This is a genomic window from Hymenobacter sp. M1-2 (genome assembly GCF_057808495.1).
Genome location: NZ_JBTYZO010000002.1, coordinates 140410 through 158633 on the forward strand (window position 1 = coordinate 140410; position 18224 = coordinate 158633).

Below are 18224 nucleotides of genomic sequence, written 5' to 3' on the forward strand. Positions count from 1 at the left end.
GAAAGCCTTGGCTCGTTGTTGGTCAGGGCTTTTACGTGCGAAAGAGAATGAATACATACGTTGGATGCTTTGCTTTTTGAAGCAGACACGTCGGCTTTCCATTCGTGCTGCTGAGTGCTTGGCCGACGCAAACCGACACTCGTTCATCTTTTTTGCCTGTACCTCCGTTAAGAACTGACACCGCGTACCGCCGATTCTCGACCTTACTTGCCATGCCTTTTTCTACTGCTCCGTGGGGGCGCCCTTTTCGGTACTTGTTGCCGCTCGTACTGAGTGCTACTACGGCTGCACCAGCTATAGCCCAAGTGGGGTCGCCTACGCCGGTCTACCCGCCCCCAGCTCCTACAACCGCCGATACTACTGCCAATGGCACCATCGACCGGCAGGAATTTGCGACTCCCTCGGTGATAGGTATGGGGCCTAGCCGGGGCCTGATTGTACACTACGAGCGAATGCCGAGGTTCAACGTCACGTCCGACGCGCAGGTGGTAGGGCTGAACAACTATGCTGCTGACGCTGATAAGAATGCCCGGCTTTACATCAAAGGCTATATTCCGGTGCTCAATAACCCGCACCTGAAGCTGATTTTGGGCGTGAACTACGAGCGGGAAGAATTCAAATTCAACGCCTCGCCCACCAACTACGAACTCTACGACAACCTCGAAAACAAGGGCCTCAAAACCATAGGCACCCAGCTCGCCGTGATTCGGCCGGTGAATGCCGTAAACTGGTACATCTTCCGCATCAAGGGCGAGCTGAGCGGTGACTACACTTCCCGCGAATTGAACGTGTCCGACTACCTGCGGGTATCGTCGGAGTTCTTATATGGCTGGAAGCGCAGCCCTACTTTCTCGTGGGGTGTGGGCGTGCAGCTGGGTTACACGTTCGGCCGACTCAGTCCCTATCCGGCCGTGCTCTATAATCGTACGTTCAATTCGCACTGGGGCGTAGAGGCTATTTTCCCGGCTCGCGTTACGGCCCGTTACAACGTTTCGCCCCGGTCGTTGCTTTTTGCTGGCTATACTGTCGACGGGTTCAACTACATCGTGAAGCTGCGTACGCCGCTCGTGCGCCAAGGGCAAGCGGATAAGGCGGCCCTCCAAACGCTGGAGTTGCGCGAAACCGAAGTGAAACTGCGTGGGCGGTGGGAGCGGGAAATCTACGATTTCCTCTGGTTTGGGGTGGAAGGTGGCTACCGCTACAACTACGCCTTCGACGCCTTTGACCGTACCAATGCCGACCGCGAAAAAATTATTGACAGCAATTTTGCCTGGGCTCCTTACGCGGCTCTGGAGCTGTTCATTGTGCCGCCGCGCAAACTGCTCAACAAGCTCAAGGCCCCGCGCTAAGCCAATCAACTTGGTCTGGGAAGTCCGCCCCCAGTAAACGCCTAGGCTGTAGAACCCTGCTTGCTTACGGGGAGAGAACCTGACTTCTCCCGTCTTAATTCCTTCCTTTCTATTGAGTCGCAGCCGCCAACCAACGGTAGGCATCACCTTCCTGGTCGAAGAGGTAAAAGTGGCATCCCTGTGCTTGGTTCTGTTCAAACTCGGCTAGCAAAGCGGCCATTTCCGCATCGGTGCGGAGCAAGCGGCGGCTTTCGGGGGGCACCAGGTAAGCTAGGTACAGCGGCCGCCCGAAACGCGCCGCTAGCAACGGATAAAATACTTCGCCTACCCAGCTGCCGGCTTCGGGGCTCACCGTGAGCTCGCGCACATCGAGCAGCCAGCGCGTGGTGCCGTGGCGCTCGGCCTCATCGGCTAAGCAGTGATAGCCTTCCTGCAATTCCGCCAAGCTCACCGAACGACGCCAGCGTGCTATGAGAACCTGAAGATCAGAACGATAGTTGACCGCCAGATGATCGGCGACGATGGCGGTAAGCTGCTGCATGAGACGGGCGAAATAAGCTGACCAAGATAAGGTTTGCTGGCCGGCAATACAAGTGCAAGATCACGCCTGTTGGGCTTGGTTCGTCCTTTACTGTAGTACTACGGCTTCCCTATTTCACTGTTGCTGTGGTGCTACCGGGGGAGCAGCTACGCTATAAGCCAGTTTACGGCTTCACCTTCATTGCCGAACAAACGCAGTTCGTAAGGCCGGTCCGGTTTCATTGCGTCCTGCACACTCTCGTAGAGAGAAGCGTTCGTACGTAGGGCATCGCTCCGGCCCGGCGAAATAAAGTAGGCCAGGCGCAGGTGGACCGGAGCCATAGTGGTGGCGGCCCTAGGCAACCAGTTGTAAGTCACCCACTGCGCCACGTCGGCGGCGGGAACGGGCCGACGCCGCAGATCCAGCAGCCACCGCCCGGTCGCGTGCGTTTTGCCAGCAACCAGCACGGCTTCGTATTCAGCCTGAATGTTGAGAAGATCGGAATCGGTGAGCCACCGGGCAGTGAGCAAGTTTAAGTCGGAGCGATAAACGAGTTGCAGCGAGGAGAGGTCGGGCATAGAAGAGCGTGATGATGCAGGTGCCGGCTATATACAGCGCAAATCATTGTACGGCTAGTATACTTTTTTAGCTTGAATAGCGAGTAATAAGACCTCCGAACTGAGATGTTATAAGTGACACAATGTTTTGTTTATCAGATGTCTATGCAAAACACTACGCCCGGTTATTTTTAGCCCGCTGCTTACGCCAAACCTTGGCAAGCCAGCACCACCGTGTCCACCTATAACGATACAAGCTCGACGCCTAAAAAATCAGGCTGAGAACTCAAGACTATATGGCTTTCCCTGCTAACTCTGTGCAAAACAGAGCGGCCGGTATTATGCCTTCTGGAAGGAAACATCGCAAGAGCTGGCCACGAATCAACCCCAAGTTTAGCTTCATGCCAAAGGAGTTGATATAAGCACACGACAATTCGGAGCCGACAGTGCTACCAGAGGCGCGTGTCGCTGATGCCAGCGGGCAGGGGCGGGTGCTCGGCGAGACCTAATACGCACCAACCGGCTTCCACGCCAAACACGCCGCCTTGCATAATGTAGCTGACCCAGCGCTCCGTAGTCCGGCCGCTGTACTGCTCACTTTCTGGCTCGTATTCGCGCAGTAGCAGCGCGTCGCCCACTTGGTAGTTTCGGTCGTTGAGGCGTACGTCAAACGGTTTGCGGCCTGCCACCACAGCCTCGAAGCACGCGGGCCAGACCTTCAGTTCGTGAAGGTGAGTGCTCGGACGAAAAGTTGTGGCGGAGTAAGGAGAAGTATACAGCATGAGCTTGTAGTCGAAAGGTGTGGCAAACAGGTAGTTGTAGCAGGGCGGGTAATGCTTGAATATAATAGGTTTATTTTCAACAATATAGTTTATCAACGTTCCCACGCCGCCACGCGACAGCCGATACCAGTCTACGCCAGCTTTTTGCGCGGGTGCCCCAGTTTCTTCAGGTACGCGTACGTTTCCGTCTGCGCCCGGATGCGGACAGCATCAGCATCGGCGGGACCGATGAAGTTGTTCTGCCAGTCACGGGATTTCACGTTGTCTTGGCGTTGTAGGTCGAGCAGATGGCGGACTTCGGCGCGGAGGTCTTCCTGCAGAATAGGAAAAGCTACTTCCACCCGGCGGTCGAGGTTGCGAGCCATCCAGTCGGCAGAGGCTACGTACAATTTTTCCTCGCCGCCGTTGCTGAACACGTACACGCGGGCATGTTCGAGGTAGCGGTCCACGATGCCGCGCTGGCTGATGTTCTCGCTCTGGCCAGCCATACCAGGAATCAGGCAGGAAATGCCCCGGATAAGCAGCTCTACCCGGACCCCGGCCTGGCTGGCCTCGTAGAGTTTGAGTATCATTCGCTCATCTTGCAAGGCATTCAGCTTGAGAATGATGTACGCTTCTTTGCCTTTCTGGGCCCGGCCAATTTCAGCATCGATGAGGGTATTTAGCTGCTCGCGCAACTCGAAGGGCGACACCAGCAAATTCTGAAACTGTCCGGCTTTGCTTTGCCGGTCATGGAAGTACCGAAACACTTCTACCACTTCGCGGGTCAGCCGCTCATCGGCGGTGAACAGGCCGTGGTCGGCGTAAATCTTGCTGGTGACTTCGTTGAAATTACCGGTGCTGAGGTAGGCATAGAGGCGGTTCTGGCCTTCCTCGGCGCGCGTGATGAGCAGCAGCTTGCTGTGTACTTTCAGCTCTGGAATGCCGTAAATAACGTTGGCTCCGGCTTTTTGCAGCTTCTCGGCCCAGTACATGTTACTTTCCTCGTCGAAGCGAGCCTTCAGTTCCACCACTACGGTCACCTGCTTGCCATTTTTCACGGCTTTCAGCAGTGCCTTCGCAACCTCGCTCTTGCTGGCCACGCGGTAGAGCGTAATGCTAATGCTGCTTACGAGTGGGTCCTGGGCCGCTTCGAGCAGCAGGCGCGTTACGTAATCGAAGGATTGGTAAGGAAAGTGCACCAGATGGTCGCGCTTGGCTAAGGCAGGCAGCAACTTGCCGGTGCGGGGCAAAGTGGGGTGGGGCAGCGGCGGCTGCGCCTCGTACACGAGGTGCGGCAGGCTCAGGTCCGGGAAGCCGAAAAAGTCGCGGAAGTTGTGGTAACGGCTGCCTTCCACCAACTCTTCCTTACCGATGCCCGTTTTCTGCATCACGGCCCGCAACACTTCTTGGGGCATGGCGGGGTCGTAGAGCAAGCGGGCGGGGTAGCCGGTTTCGCGCTTCTGCAAGCTGCTCTTGATTTTGGCCATCAGGTTGCCCGATACTTCCTCCTGAATATCAAGCTCGGCGTCGCGGGAAATCTTGAGCGAGTGCACCTGCACCTTCTGGAACTTGGGAAACAGCGCGTGCGCGCAGCAGCGCACCACATCATCCAGAAACATGACGTACCGCTCCTCGCCCTGAGCCGGCAGCAGTACGAAACGGCCGCCGTGCCGCTTGGCCGGCAGCTCCATCACCAGCACCCGCTCATTGTCGGGGTCGTGCTTTTTCTTCTTGCCGTTCTCACTTACCGGCTCAGTAAGCAAGAAGGTGAGGTACACGGTCTGGTCTTTCAGAAACAGATGGTGCAAGTTGTCGTCCAGAATCACCGGCGACAACAAATCCTGCACGTTTTGCTCGAAGTAATTCTGCACCCATTTGTGTTGCTCTTCAGTCAGGTCGTTCTCCGAGATGAGGTGGATGTGTTGCTCCCGCAACGCTGGCAGCAAGCTGTTGCGGAAGGTTTCGCCGAACTCCTGCTGCTGGCGCCGTACTTCTTCGAGCAGGTTTTTGAGTTGCGCGTTGGGGTCTTCTCCGAGCTTGGCACGGGTTTTTTTCTTGAGCTTCACCAACCGCCGCAGCGTTGCCACGCGCACTTTGAAATACTCGTCGAGGTTGCTGGAAAAGATAGCCATGAACTTGAGGCGTTCCAGCAGCGGCACCTCCGAATTTTGCGCTTCCTGCAGCACGCGGCGGTTGAAGGCTAGCCAGCTCAACTCCCGGTTCAGCAGCTCAGGGGCCGGAACCGTCTTCTCAATCTTTTCCATAAAGCGCAAATCAGGGAAGCAGGAAAAAGTATGCAGCAACAGCCGATGTGCACTTGAACCGCGGGCCGTTGCTTTTCAACAACTCGAATTAGCAGTTCAAACGCAATTCTTTGCTCCTTGCTTATTATCCTTTAGTTAACCTCGCGGGGACGGTCAAAGAAATATAACTCGGCGTTGGCTCGGTCTATTTCGGCCCAGCGGTCGGTTTGGAAGTGCAGGCACGCAATGGCAGCGGTAGGCATTTCCTCGCTCAGTGGGCTAGGCGAAAGGTAGTTCACCAGTTCGGTAATGGTGTTGTTGTGGCCCACGAGCAGCACCGATTGCGCCTCATCGGGCGACTCACGCACCACGTGCAGCAGCTCTTGCAAGTCGGCATGGTAGATTTCAGGGCGCACCACAATATGCTCGTGCGGATACGCTATTTCTTGCGCAACCAGTGCGGCCGTAGTCAGGGAGCGGACGGCCGTGGAGGCGAGCAGCAAATCAATTTTGGTGTTGCGTTTGGCGAGGGCCTGACCCATGCGGGGGGCATCTTCGCGGCCCCGGCCGTTGAGTGGGCGCTGCTCGTCCGTAAGATCGTCGAAGCTCCAACTCGATTTGGCGTGGCGCATCAGGTACAGCGTCTTCATATGGTAAGCGAGCAAATGAAAAAGAAAGCAGCTGTCTTTACTGTGGCGCTGGCAAAAGGTTTAGCCCAATCGGGTTGAGCGCTATAATTGCTACATGCACGCTACAAAGTATGTGCTCAAAAGCAGTTTGGAAGGCTTCTGCAACGGATACTAACGGTTCCGTAAAACGCGTAACGGCTACTGTATGACTTCTGCCCGGTAGTGCGCTGCGAGAAGAAGTTGTTGTAGCTGCCCTGCTGACGCCAGGTAGCATCTGGGCAATATTGTTGCAACCGTATCGCGCACCACTGCATTCAGATGCTTCCTAGTGTCAGTGGAACAAGTCGGTACCGTAGAACAGTATAGCGTAGCCCAAAGAATCAAAGAAAAAGCCTGCTCAACTAGAGCAGGCTTTGTTCAGTGAAGGCGTGAAAAGTATCTATTCCTTCACGAAGGGTTGGTGCGACACCTGCTGGCCATCCGTGATGGTGATATAATACACCCCTTTGCGCAGACCCGACACGTCGAGCTGGCCTTCGGGGCTATAGCGGGCTTGCTGCGCGGCGCCGCGTACATCGTACACGTGCACTTTAAGCGTGGCGGCGTCACTGTCGGCGGGGACGCCGATGTTGAGCACGTTGGTGGCCGGATTGGGGTAGACGCCGTATTCGGTGCTGGCTAGGCGGGCCGACGTGCGGGCGGCGCCCCCAGTGATGTTGAGCGTGTAGTCTTCTGTTTCGCCGTAGCTGAATGAGCCGCAGCTAGTGGTGCCGCTGTTATCGCTCATCACGATGCGCAGCTTGGTCGCACCGCTTTTCGCCGATGCTGGAACGGTGAAGCTGCTGTTGAGCGTGGCGCTGCTGTTGGTGCCGGCTCGGCTCACTACCGTCTCACCGCTGTCGGTGAAGTCGCCGTCCTGGTTGTAGTCGATGTATACCTTCCAGTATTCGGTGTACGCGGAGCTGGCGAAGCCGGCGCTGTAGCTGATAGTTTGCGTCGAGCCGGCTGCTACGCTTGTGCTGCTGGCCGAGCCGTTGTAGTAGCCCGCGTCTTTGCCCGAGGTGCGGCTGATGCTGCCCAGGCTCACTAAATCAATCCACTCGTAGCTCACGCTCGTGCCCTTGCTGGCGCAGTAACTTACGGTAGTGGGGGGCGGGGTGGTGCCACCACCCGGAGCCGTGCCGCCCAATGAAGTCAGCAGCGAAGCGCGGCTCCCGCCCGAGGCGAACAGGGCATTCATACGGCTGCTTTGGCCGGTCGTGAACATGTACATGCACGCGTCGTCGGTGTAGTCCATGTAGTTCATGAACATGTCCCCGTTTGGCCCATTGGAGCACGTTACGCGCGGGAAGCTGGGGCAGCCGGCGTTGTCTTGTTGCTGAGTGGGCGTGTCGCTTACGAGGTCGTTGCCGCAATTCGCATCACCCCAAATATGGCGCAGATTCAGCCAGTGGCCTACTTCGTGCGTGGCCGTCCGGCCCAGGTTGAAAGGTGCCACTGCCGAGCCGCCACGGCCGAAGCCCGTGGTAGTAATAACCACGCCATCGGTGCTGGCTGGGCCACCGGGGAACTGAGCGTAACCCAGAATGCTGCTGCCGATGTTGCACACCCACAGATTCAGGTACTGATTGGAAGGCCAGGCGTTCAGGCCGCCCGTGCTGGTACTCTTCACGGCATCGTCGGTGCCCCACGTGGTACGGGTAGACGATTTGCGCTCAATGCCGGTGGTGGCGTTGCCGTTCGGGTCGCGTTTGGCCAGCACAAACTGGAGCCCAACATCCGCTACTCGACTGGCAAAAACAGAAGGCGTCTTGCTGGCGTCGGAGTTGAGCTTTTGGAAATCCTCATTCAGCACGTCGATCTGCGACTGAATTTGGGCGTCGGAAATGTTTTGGCTGGCAGTGCTGTAGACCACGTGCACCACCACCGGAATAGTACCCGTGAGGGCCGTACCGCGCTGCGCAGTCGGGTTGGCCGCAAACTGCCGGGCTTGCGCCTCGATACTCTGCAAACGTTGGGAAAGGGTGGGGTCGGCGGCGAGCTGGCGGTCTAGCACTTCCATGGAAGCACATTGGCGCTGAGCCACAGCATGGGTTGTGGTAGCTAGGCCCAGCAGGGCCAAGGCAAACGCGTAGAAGGTTTGCTTCATGCAAAGAAAAATGGTTTTGGTTGTGGAAAGAAGAACGATAGGGCCAAAATATTAAAAATTTGTAAATGATAGTGCGTAAAGACTGCGCAATTTTAAAAAACAGGAAACAGAACCGTATAACCTATCGATGTATCACCCGCCGACCAAGCTTAGCCCGCACCAGCCCATCCACTGAATCTAACTAGCTGATTATAAAACGGAAAAGCCCACCATGAGGTGGGCTTTTCGTACTGGTGAGCGAGAAAAAAGCTGAAGAGCAGCATCCCGGGGCGCTGCAACACCACTCGGAATTGTTGCTAAGTAAGCTATTCTTTCTGGAAACGCTGCCGCGTTGTTTGCTGGCCGTCAGAAATTACCACTTGGTACAGGCCTTGGGGCAGACTGGTTACCGCCACGCGGCCCTGGCCATCGTAGCGGGCCTGCTTCATTTCGTGGCCGCGCAAGTCGTATACTTTCACGCTCCAAGTGCCAGCTTTGTCGGCTGGTACCGATACGTTCAGCGTTTGCGAGGCGGGGTTAGGGTAGAGGCGAATTTCGGCAGCGTCGGTGGCCACAGTAGCAACGGTCGTCTGACGCAGAGCAGTGCCGCCGAGGGAGTTGAGCAACGAAGCCCGCGCGCCTCCCGATGCAAACAGCGCGTTCATGCGGCTGCTTTGGCCGGTCGTGAACATGTACATGCACGCGTCGTAGGTGTAGTCCATGTAGTTCATCGACATGTCGCCTTGGTTGCCGCAGGTTACGTGGGGGAACGCGGGGCAACCACCGTTGCTGGTTTGCTGGGTAGGCGTGTCGCTCACGAGGTCGTTGCCGCAGGTGGCATCACCCCAAATATGGCGCAGGTTCAGCCAGTGGCCCACTTCGTGCGTAGCTGTCCGGCCTTTGTTGTAGTTCTGCGCAGTGCCACCCGGTACTGATGAGTAAAGCACTACCACACCGTCGGTGCTGGCCGCTCCGCCCGGAAACTGAGCGTAGCCGAGCAGGCCGCCACCCAGGTTGCACAGCCACAGATTCAGGTATTGGCTGGCTGGCCAAGCATCGCTGCCTCCGCGTTTGGAGCTTTTTACGGCGTCGTTGGAGCTAAACGATTTGGTATTGGTCTGCTTGCGAACGATGCCGCTGGTGGCATTGCCGTTAGGGTCGCGCTTGGCCAGCACAAACTGAATGTTGGTGTTGGCTGCCAGCCCTGAAAACAGCGACGGAACCTGCGACGCATCCGAGTTGAGCTTGGCGAAGTCCTGGTTCAGCACGTCGATTTGAGCCGCAACCTGCGAAGCAGAGACGTTCTGAGCGTTGGTGTTGTACACCACATGCACCACCACCGGAATGGTAACTACGCCCGCCGTGCCGCGGCTAGCGGAGAGAGAGGAGGCAAAGGCACGGGTCTGCGCTTCAACTGAGGCCATGCGCTGGCCCAGCGAAGGGTCGGCGGCTAACTGGGCTTGCAGCACCTCCATGGCGGCGCATTGGCGGCTAGGAAGTTGGGGCTGGCTTGGCGCTACGCGCAATTCCTGAGCGTAGGCAGAAGTCAAACCAAGAAAGGAAAGAGCGAAGGCGTAAAAGGTTTTTTTCATGCGTTTGGTTGTGCTGGTTTGGTTTTGGAGTAAGGTAGAAGGAGCAAGAAGTACCAAGTTATTGAAGAAGTACTAATGATCAATCTATATAGTTGCGAAACTTTGAAGAAATAAGCCATAGCATTAACAAGTTATTAAGTACGGCACTTGCCTTAAGCTTTCCGCATTAGGCACAAAAAAGCCCTAGCAACTTGCCAGGGCTTTTTTTGTGGTAGAAGAAATAATTACTCTTCGGTCGCAAAATTTGCCACCGAGTTGGGGTAACGCTGGTTGTGCAGCTGCGCTACGTGCCGCGCAATCAAGGCCCGCAACTCCTCAATATTCTCGCGTTCCTGCGCCGAAATGAAAATGACGGGGTCATGGAGCTTGGCCATGTAAGTGTCTTTCAGTTGGTCCAGGGTCGGGCGAGCAGGTGCGTCTTCGTCCTCATTCATGCCCTCGAAGCCACCGTTGGAGCTTGGCACCGCATCGGGATTGTATTGGTCTATCTTGTTGAAGACGAGCAGCATGGGTTTGTCGGCGGCCTCAATGTCTTTGAGCGTGTCGTTCACTACTTCAATCTGCTCCTCGAAAGATGGGTGCGAAATGTCGACCACGTGAATTAGCAAATCGGCTTCCCGAATTTCATCGAGGGTGCTTTTGAAGCTTTCGATGAGGCGGGTGGGCAACTTGCGAATGAATCCAACCGTGTCGGAAAGCAGGAACGGCACGTTGTCGAACACCACTTTGCGCACTGTGGAGTCGACGGTAGCGAAGAGCTTGTTTTCAGCAAACACATCGGAGCGGCTCAGCAGATTCATAATGGTGCTTTTGCCCACGTTGGTGTAGCCCACCAGCGCCGCCCGCACCACGCCCGAACGGGACTTGCGTTGGGTGTGGCTCTGCTTGTCAAAATCCTTGAGTTTCTCTTTCAGCAAGGCTATTCGGTCGCGCACTACGCGGCGGTCCGTCTCGATTTCCGTTTCCCCCGGTCCGCGCTGGCTCACGCCGCCGCCGCGCTGTCGGCTCAAGTGAGTCCAGAGGCCGGTGAGGCGGGGCAGCAGGTACTGGTACTGCGCCAGCTCCACCTGGGCCCGTGCCGTCGCCGACTTGGCCCGGCTGGCAAAAATGTCGATGATGAGCAGGGAACGGTCCACGATTTTCACTTGCAGCTCTGCCTCCAAGTTGCGCAGCTGCGAAGGCGACAGGTCGTCGTCGAAGATGACCATACTAGCCCCCGAGTGCCGCACGTAGGCCTTGATTTCTTCGAGCTTGCCTTCGCCCACATAGGTGCGCAGGTCCGGCTTTTCAAGGCGCTGGACGAAGCGTTTGGTGACGGTAGCGCCGGCCGTTTGCGCCAGAAACTCCAACTCGTCGAGGTATTCCTGGGTGCGGGCATCAGCTTGACGCTTATCGGGCACTGCTACCAGCACGGCGGTTTCTTCTTCCGGGGCAGTTTCGTAGGTGCCGTTCTCGGCCGCCCGCGCCAGAATGCGGCCCGCTCGGCCTTTTACGCCATCGACAGCGCCGGGGTGGCGGGTACTATTATTAGGTTTGCGGCCTTTGGAGGCAGGTTTGTTAGCCATGAGTGGTCGGGCTTGAGAGGGTGAGCGGGCAGAAGATCAGGCAGAATTTCGCAGGATAAGCCGCAGCCAGCACACTTCCTATTTAAACGTGAGCGAATAAGCTACGACTTGCTGGATCTGGGCTTCGGTGAGTTGGCCTTTGAAGGCGGGCATCTTACCCAGGCCCTGCGTCACTATATACACGCGGCCGGCCGTATTCAGGTTGCTTTTGGTGAGGTCGTGGGCGCCGTTGAGGCCGAGCTTGCCATCGGGCCCGTGACATACCGCGCAGTTCTGCGTGAACAAGGCTTTGCCGGCTACTAAAGCGTCGGAAGCTTCCGAAACTGGCGCGGTAACCACGTCGGCGGGAGGCGGCGTGGCGGCGGCAATAGCAGCGGCATCGGCTTCCGAAAGCCCGGACAGCGCGGCAGTGGTATCTACCGGAGCCGCCGCGTCGGGCGTAGCGGTGGTTTCGGCCAGTCCGGCCGCCGAAGCCGCTGCGCCGGGCAGTGTAGGCCGCTGGAGTGTGAGGCTACCCGTTTCCGACAAAGCGTACACGTACACGAAGCCGAGTAGCGTGAGGGCCACGCCCGGCTTGTGCTGGCGGCGCATGGCCGCAATAGCCAGTGGCAGCAGCACCAGCACGAGGCTGAGCTTCAGCCACAGCCACCCCGGCGTCGAGGCGGGATACAGAGCCAGCAGCGTACCGCCCGAAACCAGAATCAAGAGCCCTAGCAGCGAATCGACAATGCGAGTGCGGGCCCGCAGGTTGCGCAATGCTTCTTGGCGGTCCATAAACAGCAGTGCCGCCTTCAATCCAAAGAACAGCAGAAAGGCCAGCACTACAACAAGGTGCAGGCGCAGCAACAGAACGGAAAAAGACATTCGGTGAGTGGATGCTGGGTGAGATGCCGGCAAAGGTAACGGCTAGGGAAGGCGCAGTAGCATTTGGCCGCCGCGGCAAATTCTCTCGGCAGACGATGCCCACCCGTACCTTTACGCCCCCGCCCGCTCCTTCCCGCTCCTTATAACCCGTCACCTCATCACCTGTTGCCCAAAATGCGCGTTGCTATCGTCATTAATACGAGCTGGAACATCTGGAATTTTCGTCGTAGCCTGGTGAAGGCGCTGCAAGCCGCCGGGCATGAGGTGCTGGCCATTGCGCCACCCGATGCCTATTCCGAGCGGCTGGAAACCGAGCTAGGCTGCCGCTACGTGCCTATTGCTATGGAGAACAAAGGCACCAATCCCATAAAAGACGCGCTGCTGACGCGCCGTTTCTACGCCATCTATCGGCGTGAGCGGCCCGATGTGGTGCTGCACTATACCATCAAGCCCAACATCTACGGCACCTTGGCAGCCAAGCTGGCGGGCATTCCAAGCGTGAATAATGTGTCGGGGCTGGGCACGGTGTTTATCGTGAAAAACCTGGTGAGCCGCGTGGCGTTGGGCCTCTACCGTTTCGCGTTCCGGTTTCCGCGCAAGGTGTTTTTTCAAAACGACGATGACCGGCAGCTTTTCCTGCAACACCAGTTGGTGCGCCCCGCCCTCACCGACCTGCTGCCCGGCTCCGGCGTGGCCACCGACAAGTTTCAGCCCGACGCCGAGTTCAAGCGCCGCCAGCCCTTCACCTTCCTCATGATTGCGCGCGTGCTCTACGAAAAGGGCGTGGAAGAATACTTCGAAGCCGCCCGTCTCGTGCGCGAGGCCGCGCCTGGCACGCGTGTGCAACTACTGGGCGGTATCGACGAATCGGGTGGGGTGGGCGTAAAGCGGACGGTATTTGAGCAGTGGCTCACAGCGGGTAATATCGAGTATCTAGGCACCTCAGACGACGTGGCCGCGCAAATCCGGCAGGCCGACTGCGTGGTGCTTCCCTCGTACCGCGAAGGCACACCCAAAACCCTGCTCGAAGCCGCCGCCATGGCCAAACCCATCGTGACGACCAACGTACCCGGCTGCCGCGAAACCGTAGTAGACGGCCAAAACGGCCTGCTCTGCGAAGTGCGCAACGCCCAGGACCTCGCCGACAAAATGCTGCGCATCCTGGCCCTGCCCGACGCTGCCCTGGAGCAAATGGGCCGCGCCGGCCGCCACCTCGCCGAAACAAAATTCGACGAGCGAATCGTGCTCGACAAGTACCTGCGCGAAGTAGCGTCGGTGGCTTTGGAGAAAAGCACAGTGCCGAAGTAAGAAGCACCGCTTCTTGTGAGAACGAGGAAGCCATATGAAGCAGGCTTTCTCTCTTTTTGCGTAGAGCTTATATAGCCTGTCAAAGGTGAAAATTGCTCCGGCAGCAGGGTGTTAATCTAACGCCAACGGCTTGTCTGTAAAGCGTATTCGGCACGTACAGAACAAGAATAGACATGCCCTACGCTCCCAAAAAGGCCCGCTCCATTCCCAACAAATGCCAGTAGGTTGATTCTGGTATTCCCTAACTTGCGCCCCCGACAACGGCCGCGCCGTCCGGATTTTTAGCTTATCTGATGGAAATCAAGCAACACGCCCTGGCGGGTGTAGTGGAATTTACGCCCCGCGTTTTCGGTGATGCCCGCGGTATCTTCTTCGAATCATTCAGTGCCCGGCTCATGGAACAAGCCGGCGTCCGCCACGAGTGGGTGCAGGACAACCAATCCAGCTCGGCGCGCGGCGTGCTGCGCGGCCTGCATTTCCAACGGCCACCCCACGCCCAAGCCAAGCTAGTGCGCGTAGCCCAGGGTCGCGTCCTCGACGTGATAGTGGACCTGCGCCGTGACTCCGCCACCTACGGCCAGCAGCTGTTGGTAGAACTGGATGCCCAGCGCTGCAACATGCTCTACGTGCCCATCGGTTTCGCCCACGGCTTCGTGGCCCTCGAAGACGACACGCTGTTCCTCTACAAGTGCTCCGACTACTATCAGCCCAGCGCCGAAGGTGGCCTGCTCTGGAACGACCCGACGCTGAACATCAACTGGGGCATCGAACATCCCAACGTCTCCGACAAAGACCAACTGCTGCCTACGTTCAGCGAATTCGATACCCCCTTCGATCACGGATTAGCACGGATTTAAGCGGATTTCACGGATTTTGTAGCTGGCGCGGACATCACCTAGCCTAAATCTTCAAACCAAAAGAGCTTGCCAGTGGTAAGCTCTTTTGGTTTTCAATCGTCCACAAAATCCGTGAAATCCGCTTAAATCCGTGCTAATCCGTGATCTAGGAGGGTTTCTAGGCCCATGCCGCGGGAGCCTTTGATGAGGATCTGCCGGCCTTGTAGGTCTTGACTTTGCAACCAGGAGGCAGCTTCGGCTTTGGTGGCAAAATGGCGGAACGAAGGGTCGGCTTCGGCGGCGTAGGCCATGTCGGGGCCGATGAGGACGACGGTGCCAATTGGTAAGTCGGCCAGGAGCCGGCCTATGGCGCGGTGCTCGGCCGGGCTTTCGGTGCCTAGCTCGAACATGTCGCCTAGGATAGCCACTTTGGCCGCGTTGGACACACCGGGCCGGTTGGCGAAGCTGGTCAGGGCGGCGGCCATGCTGCTGGGGTTGGCATTATAGGCATCCAGCACCACTTCGTTGCTGCCCTTCTGCACGAGCTGGGAGCGGTTGTTGGTCGGTGCGTAGGAGGCTAGCGCCTCGGCGATATCAGAAGCAGGCACCTCGAAATAGGCTCCCACGGCAGCAGCGGCGGCTAGGTTAGGGAAATTGTACTCGCCAGTAATCTGGGCTTCGGCGGTGCTTCCATCGAAAAGCCGCAGCACCAAGTTGGGAGCCGCACTGAGCAAAGTGGCCGGATACGTATCGTCGGGGCCTGGATACGTGACCCGGTCTGCCACCGGCGCTGCCAGCCCTGGCAGGCGCGTATCGAGCGTGTTCACGAAGGCCGTGCCGCCCACTTTGGTCAGGAACTGGAATAATTCGCCTTTGCCCTTGGCTATGCCTTCCTGGCCGCCGAAGCCTTCGAGGTGGGCCTTGCCGATGTTGGTGATGAGGCCGTGCGTGGGTTCGGCAATTCGGCTCAGCAAGGCTATTTCTCCCTGATGGTTGGCACCCATCTCGATGATGGCCATTTCATGCTCACTGCCTCGAATACTGAGCAGCGTGAGCGGCACACCGATGTGGTTGTTGAGGTTGCCGCGCGTGTATTGCACCCGGTAGCGGCGGCTCAGTACGGCGTGGACCAGTTCTTTGGTAGTCGTTTTTCCATTCGAGCCCGTAATGGCTAGCACTGGAATAATGAGCTGCCGGCGGTGGTAGCGGGCCAGCTCTTGCAGCGTTTGGAGCGGGTCGGGGCTGTAGGTGTAACGCTCCGGGTCCTGTTGGGCGAGAGCAGCATCGTCTACTACCGCGTGGCTGGCCCCCCGGCTCAGGGCCTGCGAGGCAAAATCGGCCCCGCGAAAGTTGGGGCCATTCAGGGCGAAGAACAGCGTGTTGGCTTGTTCCTGTCGCGAGTCGGTGCTGACGGAGGCGCAGGTGCGAAACCGGTCGTAGAGCGCCGCTATGTCTTCCATGCGTTTGTGGTAACTTGAGGCTTGATTTTTGTGTTCGACTGGAAAAAAGCTCGCCTATGCTTCGCCGCCTTATTCCCTCGTTTTCAGGTTTGTTGCTGTGGCTGCTGGCGGCCACGCTGCCAACCCCAACAACCGCGCAAACTACAGCTTTTGGCTTTGAATTTCGGGATGTCGCAAAAGTAGTGCAGGGCACCGATACCCTGCGCAACGCCTGGGCCGGCGGCCTCGACTCGCCGCAGTTTTCCAGCATCGACCTGAACGCCGACAGCCAACCTGATCTGTTCATCTTCGACCGGCGTACGCGGCGCGTACTCACCTACCTGAACGTAGCCGCGCCCAGCGGTGGCCGCCAATGGCAATATGCTCCCAGCTACGCATCGTTGTTTCCGGTTGGCCTCAATAACTGGGCCCTGCTGCGGGACTACGACTGCGACGGGCGGCCCGACCTGTTCACTTCGGCCGAAGATGGGGCCAATATCCGCGTGTTTCGCAACGCGGCCGGCGCGGGCGGCTTGCCCGCTTTTCAGCTCGTGACCCCGCAAATCCGGGCCACGCTGGTGGGTACTACCACCGTTAATATTAATACGGGCAACAACCTGCCAGCCATTGCGGACGTGGACGGGGATGGGCGCCTCGATATTGTGGTGGTGGACTGGGACGAATACCGTCTCGTGTATCACTACCAGAACACCAGCACCGACCCTTGCGGCGGCTTGCAATTCCGGTTGGCCAACGAAACCTGGGGCAACATCCAAAATTGTTTGAGCACCTGCGGCTCTTACGTGTTCAGCTCCACGCAGGTGCTGTGCCGCCCTTCCCAAGTGCAGCACACTTCCGGCAGCAACCTCACCGTGCTCGACCTCGACGGCGACGGTGACCTGGATGCTCTAATGGGCCGTGACTATTGCCCCGAGCTAGTGTCTATGCTCAACCAGGGCACGCGCGAGCAGGCCGCCATGACCAGCGCTAATACCAACTTCCCAACGGCAGCCACGGCTATCCGGCTCCCGTATTTTCCGGCGGCTTACCACTTAGATGTCAACTTCGATGGCCGCCCGGACTTGCTAACCGCTCCCAACGTCTACGACAACCAGGATAGTCTTGACACGCGCCAGTCGGTACTATTCTACGAGAATACCAGCGCTAGTTCAGCGCCAGCCTTCCAGTTTCGGCAAACTAATTTTCTCCAGCAGGATATGCTGGAAGTCAGCTCGCAGGCCGCCCCGGCCTTTTTGGATGTCGATGCTGACGGCCTGCTCGACATGTTGGTAGCCGGCGTGCGGCGCGAGACGCCCACTAGTTTCCTGATGGCCTCACTGTCGTACTACCGCAACGTGGGCACGCTGGCCCGGCCCGTGTACCGGCTCGTCACCAACGACTACCTCAACCTGTCGGCCAGGAAGTTTGGGGCCTTGCGGCCTACCGTAGCCGACCTCAACCGAGACGGCGCGCCGGAGCTGGTATGCATTGGGTTCTTTGCCGTAGGAAAACGGCCTTTCCTCGGATATTTCCTTAACCAAGCTTCGGCCGGCCAAGCGCCCAACTTCGATTCGAATATCCTGCGCCTGATCAATAACCTGCCGGGTGGGCTAGATGATGCCGTGGCCTTTTTTGATGTTGATAACGATGGTTTCGTGGACATGCTCTACGGTACCAGCGTGAACCGCTCCGATCTGCCGGGCCAGTCCTTGCGCTATTACCGCAACAACGGCAGTAGCCCGCTGGAATCGGCTTTTGTGCTGGTGAATGCCGACTTCGGGCAGATTCGAACGGCTTCCGGCGGCCGGCCGCGCAACCTGTACCCGGTAGTGGCCGATTTCGACGGCGACAACACGCCCGACCTGCTGACTATTGACGCTAGCGGCCGGGTCCGGCTATTTGCCAACGTGCGGGCGCAGAGCAGCATCTTCCTCGACCGTACCAGCTTGTTCTACAACGCCGCCCAGGACCGTTTCGATGATAACTATCTAGGTTCTCGCGAGCAAAACCACTTCGCTCTAGCCGCCGCCGATGTGAACGGCACTGGTGGCCCGGAGCTGTTCATCGGGACGGAAGCCGGCGGCGTACTGGCCGCTACGCCGCGCAACCGCGTGCTTGGCACGCGCAATGCAGCCGCCCAAGCGTTGCCGCTCACTCTCTACCCCAATCCGGCCACCGCCACTGCTACCGTAGAAACCGCGCGCCCCGCTCGTCTCACCCTGCTAGACCTCACTGGCCGCACCATTCGCACTGTCGCCGCACCCGCCCGCCAGCACCTTTTAGACCTGCGGGGCCTAGCCGCTGGCGTGTACATGGTGCGTTGCGAGACTTCAGACGGACAGTTGGGCGTGCAGCGACTGGTAGTGAAATAGCGGCTGCCAGGGTGTCATTGCGAGCGAAGCGAAGCAATCCTTCCTCTCACAGCGCAAA

14 protein-coding genes are annotated in these 18224 nt (G+C 58.1%); 4 read left to right on the forward strand and 10 right to left on the reverse strand.

The features are described 5' to 3' along the window. The first annotated feature begins 212 nt into the window (after positions 1-212). A complete protein-coding gene (locus ACYSMN_RS02640) occupies positions 213-1349 on the forward strand; it encodes a DUF6268 family outer membrane beta-barrel protein (RefSeq protein ID WP_488922287.1) in 1137 nt (378 codons plus the stop codon). A gap of 109 nt (positions 1350-1458) precedes the next feature. Here the strand turns inward: ACYSMN_RS02640 and ACYSMN_RS02645 are convergent, their stop codons facing one another. From ACYSMN_RS02645 to ACYSMN_RS02685, 9 genes are all read right to left on the reverse strand, one after another. Beyond that, positions 1459-1890 carry a hypothetical protein gene (locus ACYSMN_RS02645; RefSeq protein WP_488922288.1) on the reverse strand — a complete coding sequence of 144 codons (432 nt, stop codon included), beginning with the start codon at positions 1888-1890 and terminating at the stop codon, positions 1459-1461. Between the two features lie 146 nt (positions 1891-2036). Then, a complete protein-coding gene (locus tag ACYSMN_RS02650; RefSeq protein ID WP_488922289.1) occupies positions 2037-2447 on the reverse strand; it encodes a hypothetical protein in 411 nt (136 codons plus the stop codon). Positions 2448-2875: 428 nt separating this feature from the next. Beyond that, positions 2876-3208, reverse strand: coding sequence for an ASCH/PUA domain-containing protein (locus ACYSMN_RS02655; protein WP_488922290.1), 333 nt, complete (start codon positions 3206-3208; stop codon positions 2876-2878). Positions 3209-3339: 131 nt separating this feature from the next. Beyond that, on the reverse strand, positions 3340-5454 hold the full coding sequence (gene ppk1 / locus ACYSMN_RS02660; protein WP_488922291.1) for a polyphosphate kinase 1: 2115 nt from the start codon (positions 5452-5454) through the stop codon (positions 3340-3342). A gap of 131 nt (positions 5455-5585) precedes the next feature. Beyond that, the gene (locus ACYSMN_RS02665) at positions 5586-6083 is read right to left on the reverse strand and encodes a SixA phosphatase family protein (protein WP_488922292.1); all 498 of its coding nucleotides are present in this window, start codon (positions 6081-6083) and stop codon (positions 5586-5588) included. Between the two features lie 418 nt (positions 6084-6501). Continuing rightward, on the reverse strand, positions 6502-8211 hold the full coding sequence (locus tag ACYSMN_RS02670) for a GEVED domain-containing protein (protein WP_488922293.1): 1710 nt from the start codon (positions 8209-8211) through the stop codon (positions 6502-6504). Positions 8212-8516: 305 nt separating this feature from the next. Beyond that, positions 8517-9782, reverse strand: a complete 1266-nt coding sequence (locus ACYSMN_RS02675) for a M43 family zinc metalloprotease (protein ID WP_488922294.1) — start codon at positions 9780-9782, stop codon at positions 8517-8519. A 224-nt stretch (positions 9783-10006) separates the two neighbouring features. Next, positions 10007-11347, reverse strand: a complete 1341-nt coding sequence (gene hflX / locus ACYSMN_RS02680) for a GTPase HflX (protein ID WP_488922295.1) — start codon at positions 11345-11347, stop codon at positions 10007-10009. 78 nt (positions 11348-11425) lie between these two features. After that, positions 11426-12211: a c-type cytochrome gene (locus ACYSMN_RS02685; protein WP_488922296.1), complete on the reverse strand. Its 786-nt coding sequence runs from the start codon at positions 12209-12211 to the stop codon at positions 11426-11428. Positions 12212-12385: 174 nt separating this feature from the next. On the opposite strand from ACYSMN_RS02685, the gene ACYSMN_RS02690 reads away from it, so the two are divergent. Continuing rightward, a complete protein-coding gene (locus ACYSMN_RS02690; RefSeq protein ID WP_488922297.1) occupies positions 12386-13519 on the forward strand; it encodes a glycosyltransferase family 4 protein in 1134 nt (377 codons plus the stop codon). 293 nt (positions 13520-13812) lie between these two features. After that, entirely contained in the window at positions 13813-14376 is a 564-nt protein-coding gene (gene rfbC / locus ACYSMN_RS02695) for a dTDP-4-dehydrorhamnose 3,5-epimerase (RefSeq protein ID WP_488922298.1), read from the forward strand. Positions 14377-14498: 122 nt separating this feature from the next. Here the strand turns inward: rfbC and ACYSMN_RS02700 are convergent, their stop codons facing one another. Next, positions 14499-15815 (reverse strand): UDP-N-acetylmuramoyl-tripeptide--D-alanyl-D-alanine ligase, encoded by a 1317-nt coding sequence (locus tag ACYSMN_RS02700; RefSeq protein ID WP_488922299.1) that lies wholly within the window; start codon positions 15813-15815, stop codon positions 14499-14501. 56 nt (positions 15816-15871) lie between these two features. On the opposite strand from ACYSMN_RS02700, the gene ACYSMN_RS02705 reads away from it, so the two are divergent. Further along, positions 15872-18166, forward strand: a complete 2295-nt coding sequence (locus ACYSMN_RS02705) for a T9SS type A sorting domain-containing protein (RefSeq protein WP_488922300.1) — start codon at positions 15872-15874, stop codon at positions 18164-18166. Positions 18167-18224 lie beyond the last annotated feature (58 nt).

Coding starts and splice junctions, on each gene's coding strand:
- ACYSMN_RS02640 (WP_488922287.1), top strand. CDS start 213: ATGCCTTTTTCTACTGCTCCGTGGGGGCGCCCTTTTCGGTACTTGTTG.
- ACYSMN_RS02645 (WP_488922288.1), bottom strand. CDS start 1,890: ATGCAGCAGCTTACCGCCATCGTCGCCGATCATCTGGCGGTCAACTAT.
- ACYSMN_RS02650 (WP_488922289.1), bottom strand. CDS start 2,447: ATGCCCGACCTCTCCTCGCTGCAACTCGTTTATCGCTCCGACTTAAAC.
- ACYSMN_RS02655 (WP_488922290.1), bottom strand. CDS start 3,208: ATGCTGTATACTTCTCCTTACTCCGCCACAACTTTTCGTCCGAGCACT.
- ppk1 (WP_488922291.1), bottom strand. CDS start 5,454: ATGGAAAAGATTGAGAAGACGGTTCCGGCCCCTGAGCTGCTGAACCGG.
- ACYSMN_RS02665 (WP_488922292.1), bottom strand. CDS start 6,083: ATGAAGACGCTGTACCTGATGCGCCACGCCAAATCGAGTTGGAGCTTC.
- ACYSMN_RS02670 (WP_488922293.1), bottom strand. CDS start 8,211: ATGAAGCAAACCTTCTACGCGTTTGCCTTGGCCCTGCTGGGCCTAGCT.
- ACYSMN_RS02675 (WP_488922294.1), bottom strand. CDS start 9,782: ATGAAAAAAACCTTTTACGCCTTCGCTCTTTCCTTTCTTGGTTTGACT.
- hflX (WP_488922295.1), bottom strand. CDS start 11,347: ATGGCTAACAAACCTGCCTCCAAAGGCCGCAAACCTAATAATAGTACC.
- ACYSMN_RS02685 (WP_488922296.1), bottom strand. CDS start 12,211: ATGTCTTTTTCCGTTCTGTTGCTGCGCCTGCACCTTGTTGTAGTGCTG.
- ACYSMN_RS02690 (WP_488922297.1), top strand. CDS start 12,386: ATGCGCGTTGCTATCGTCATTAATACGAGCTGGAACATCTGGAATTTT.
- rfbC (WP_488922298.1), top strand. CDS start 13,813: ATGGAAATCAAGCAACACGCCCTGGCGGGTGTAGTGGAATTTACGCCC.
- ACYSMN_RS02700 (WP_488922299.1), bottom strand. CDS start 15,815: ATGGAAGACATAGCGGCGCTCTACGACCGGTTTCGCACCTGCGCCTCC.
- ACYSMN_RS02705 (WP_488922300.1), top strand. CDS start 15,872: ATGCTTCGCCGCCTTATTCCCTCGTTTTCAGGTTTGTTGCTGTGGCTG.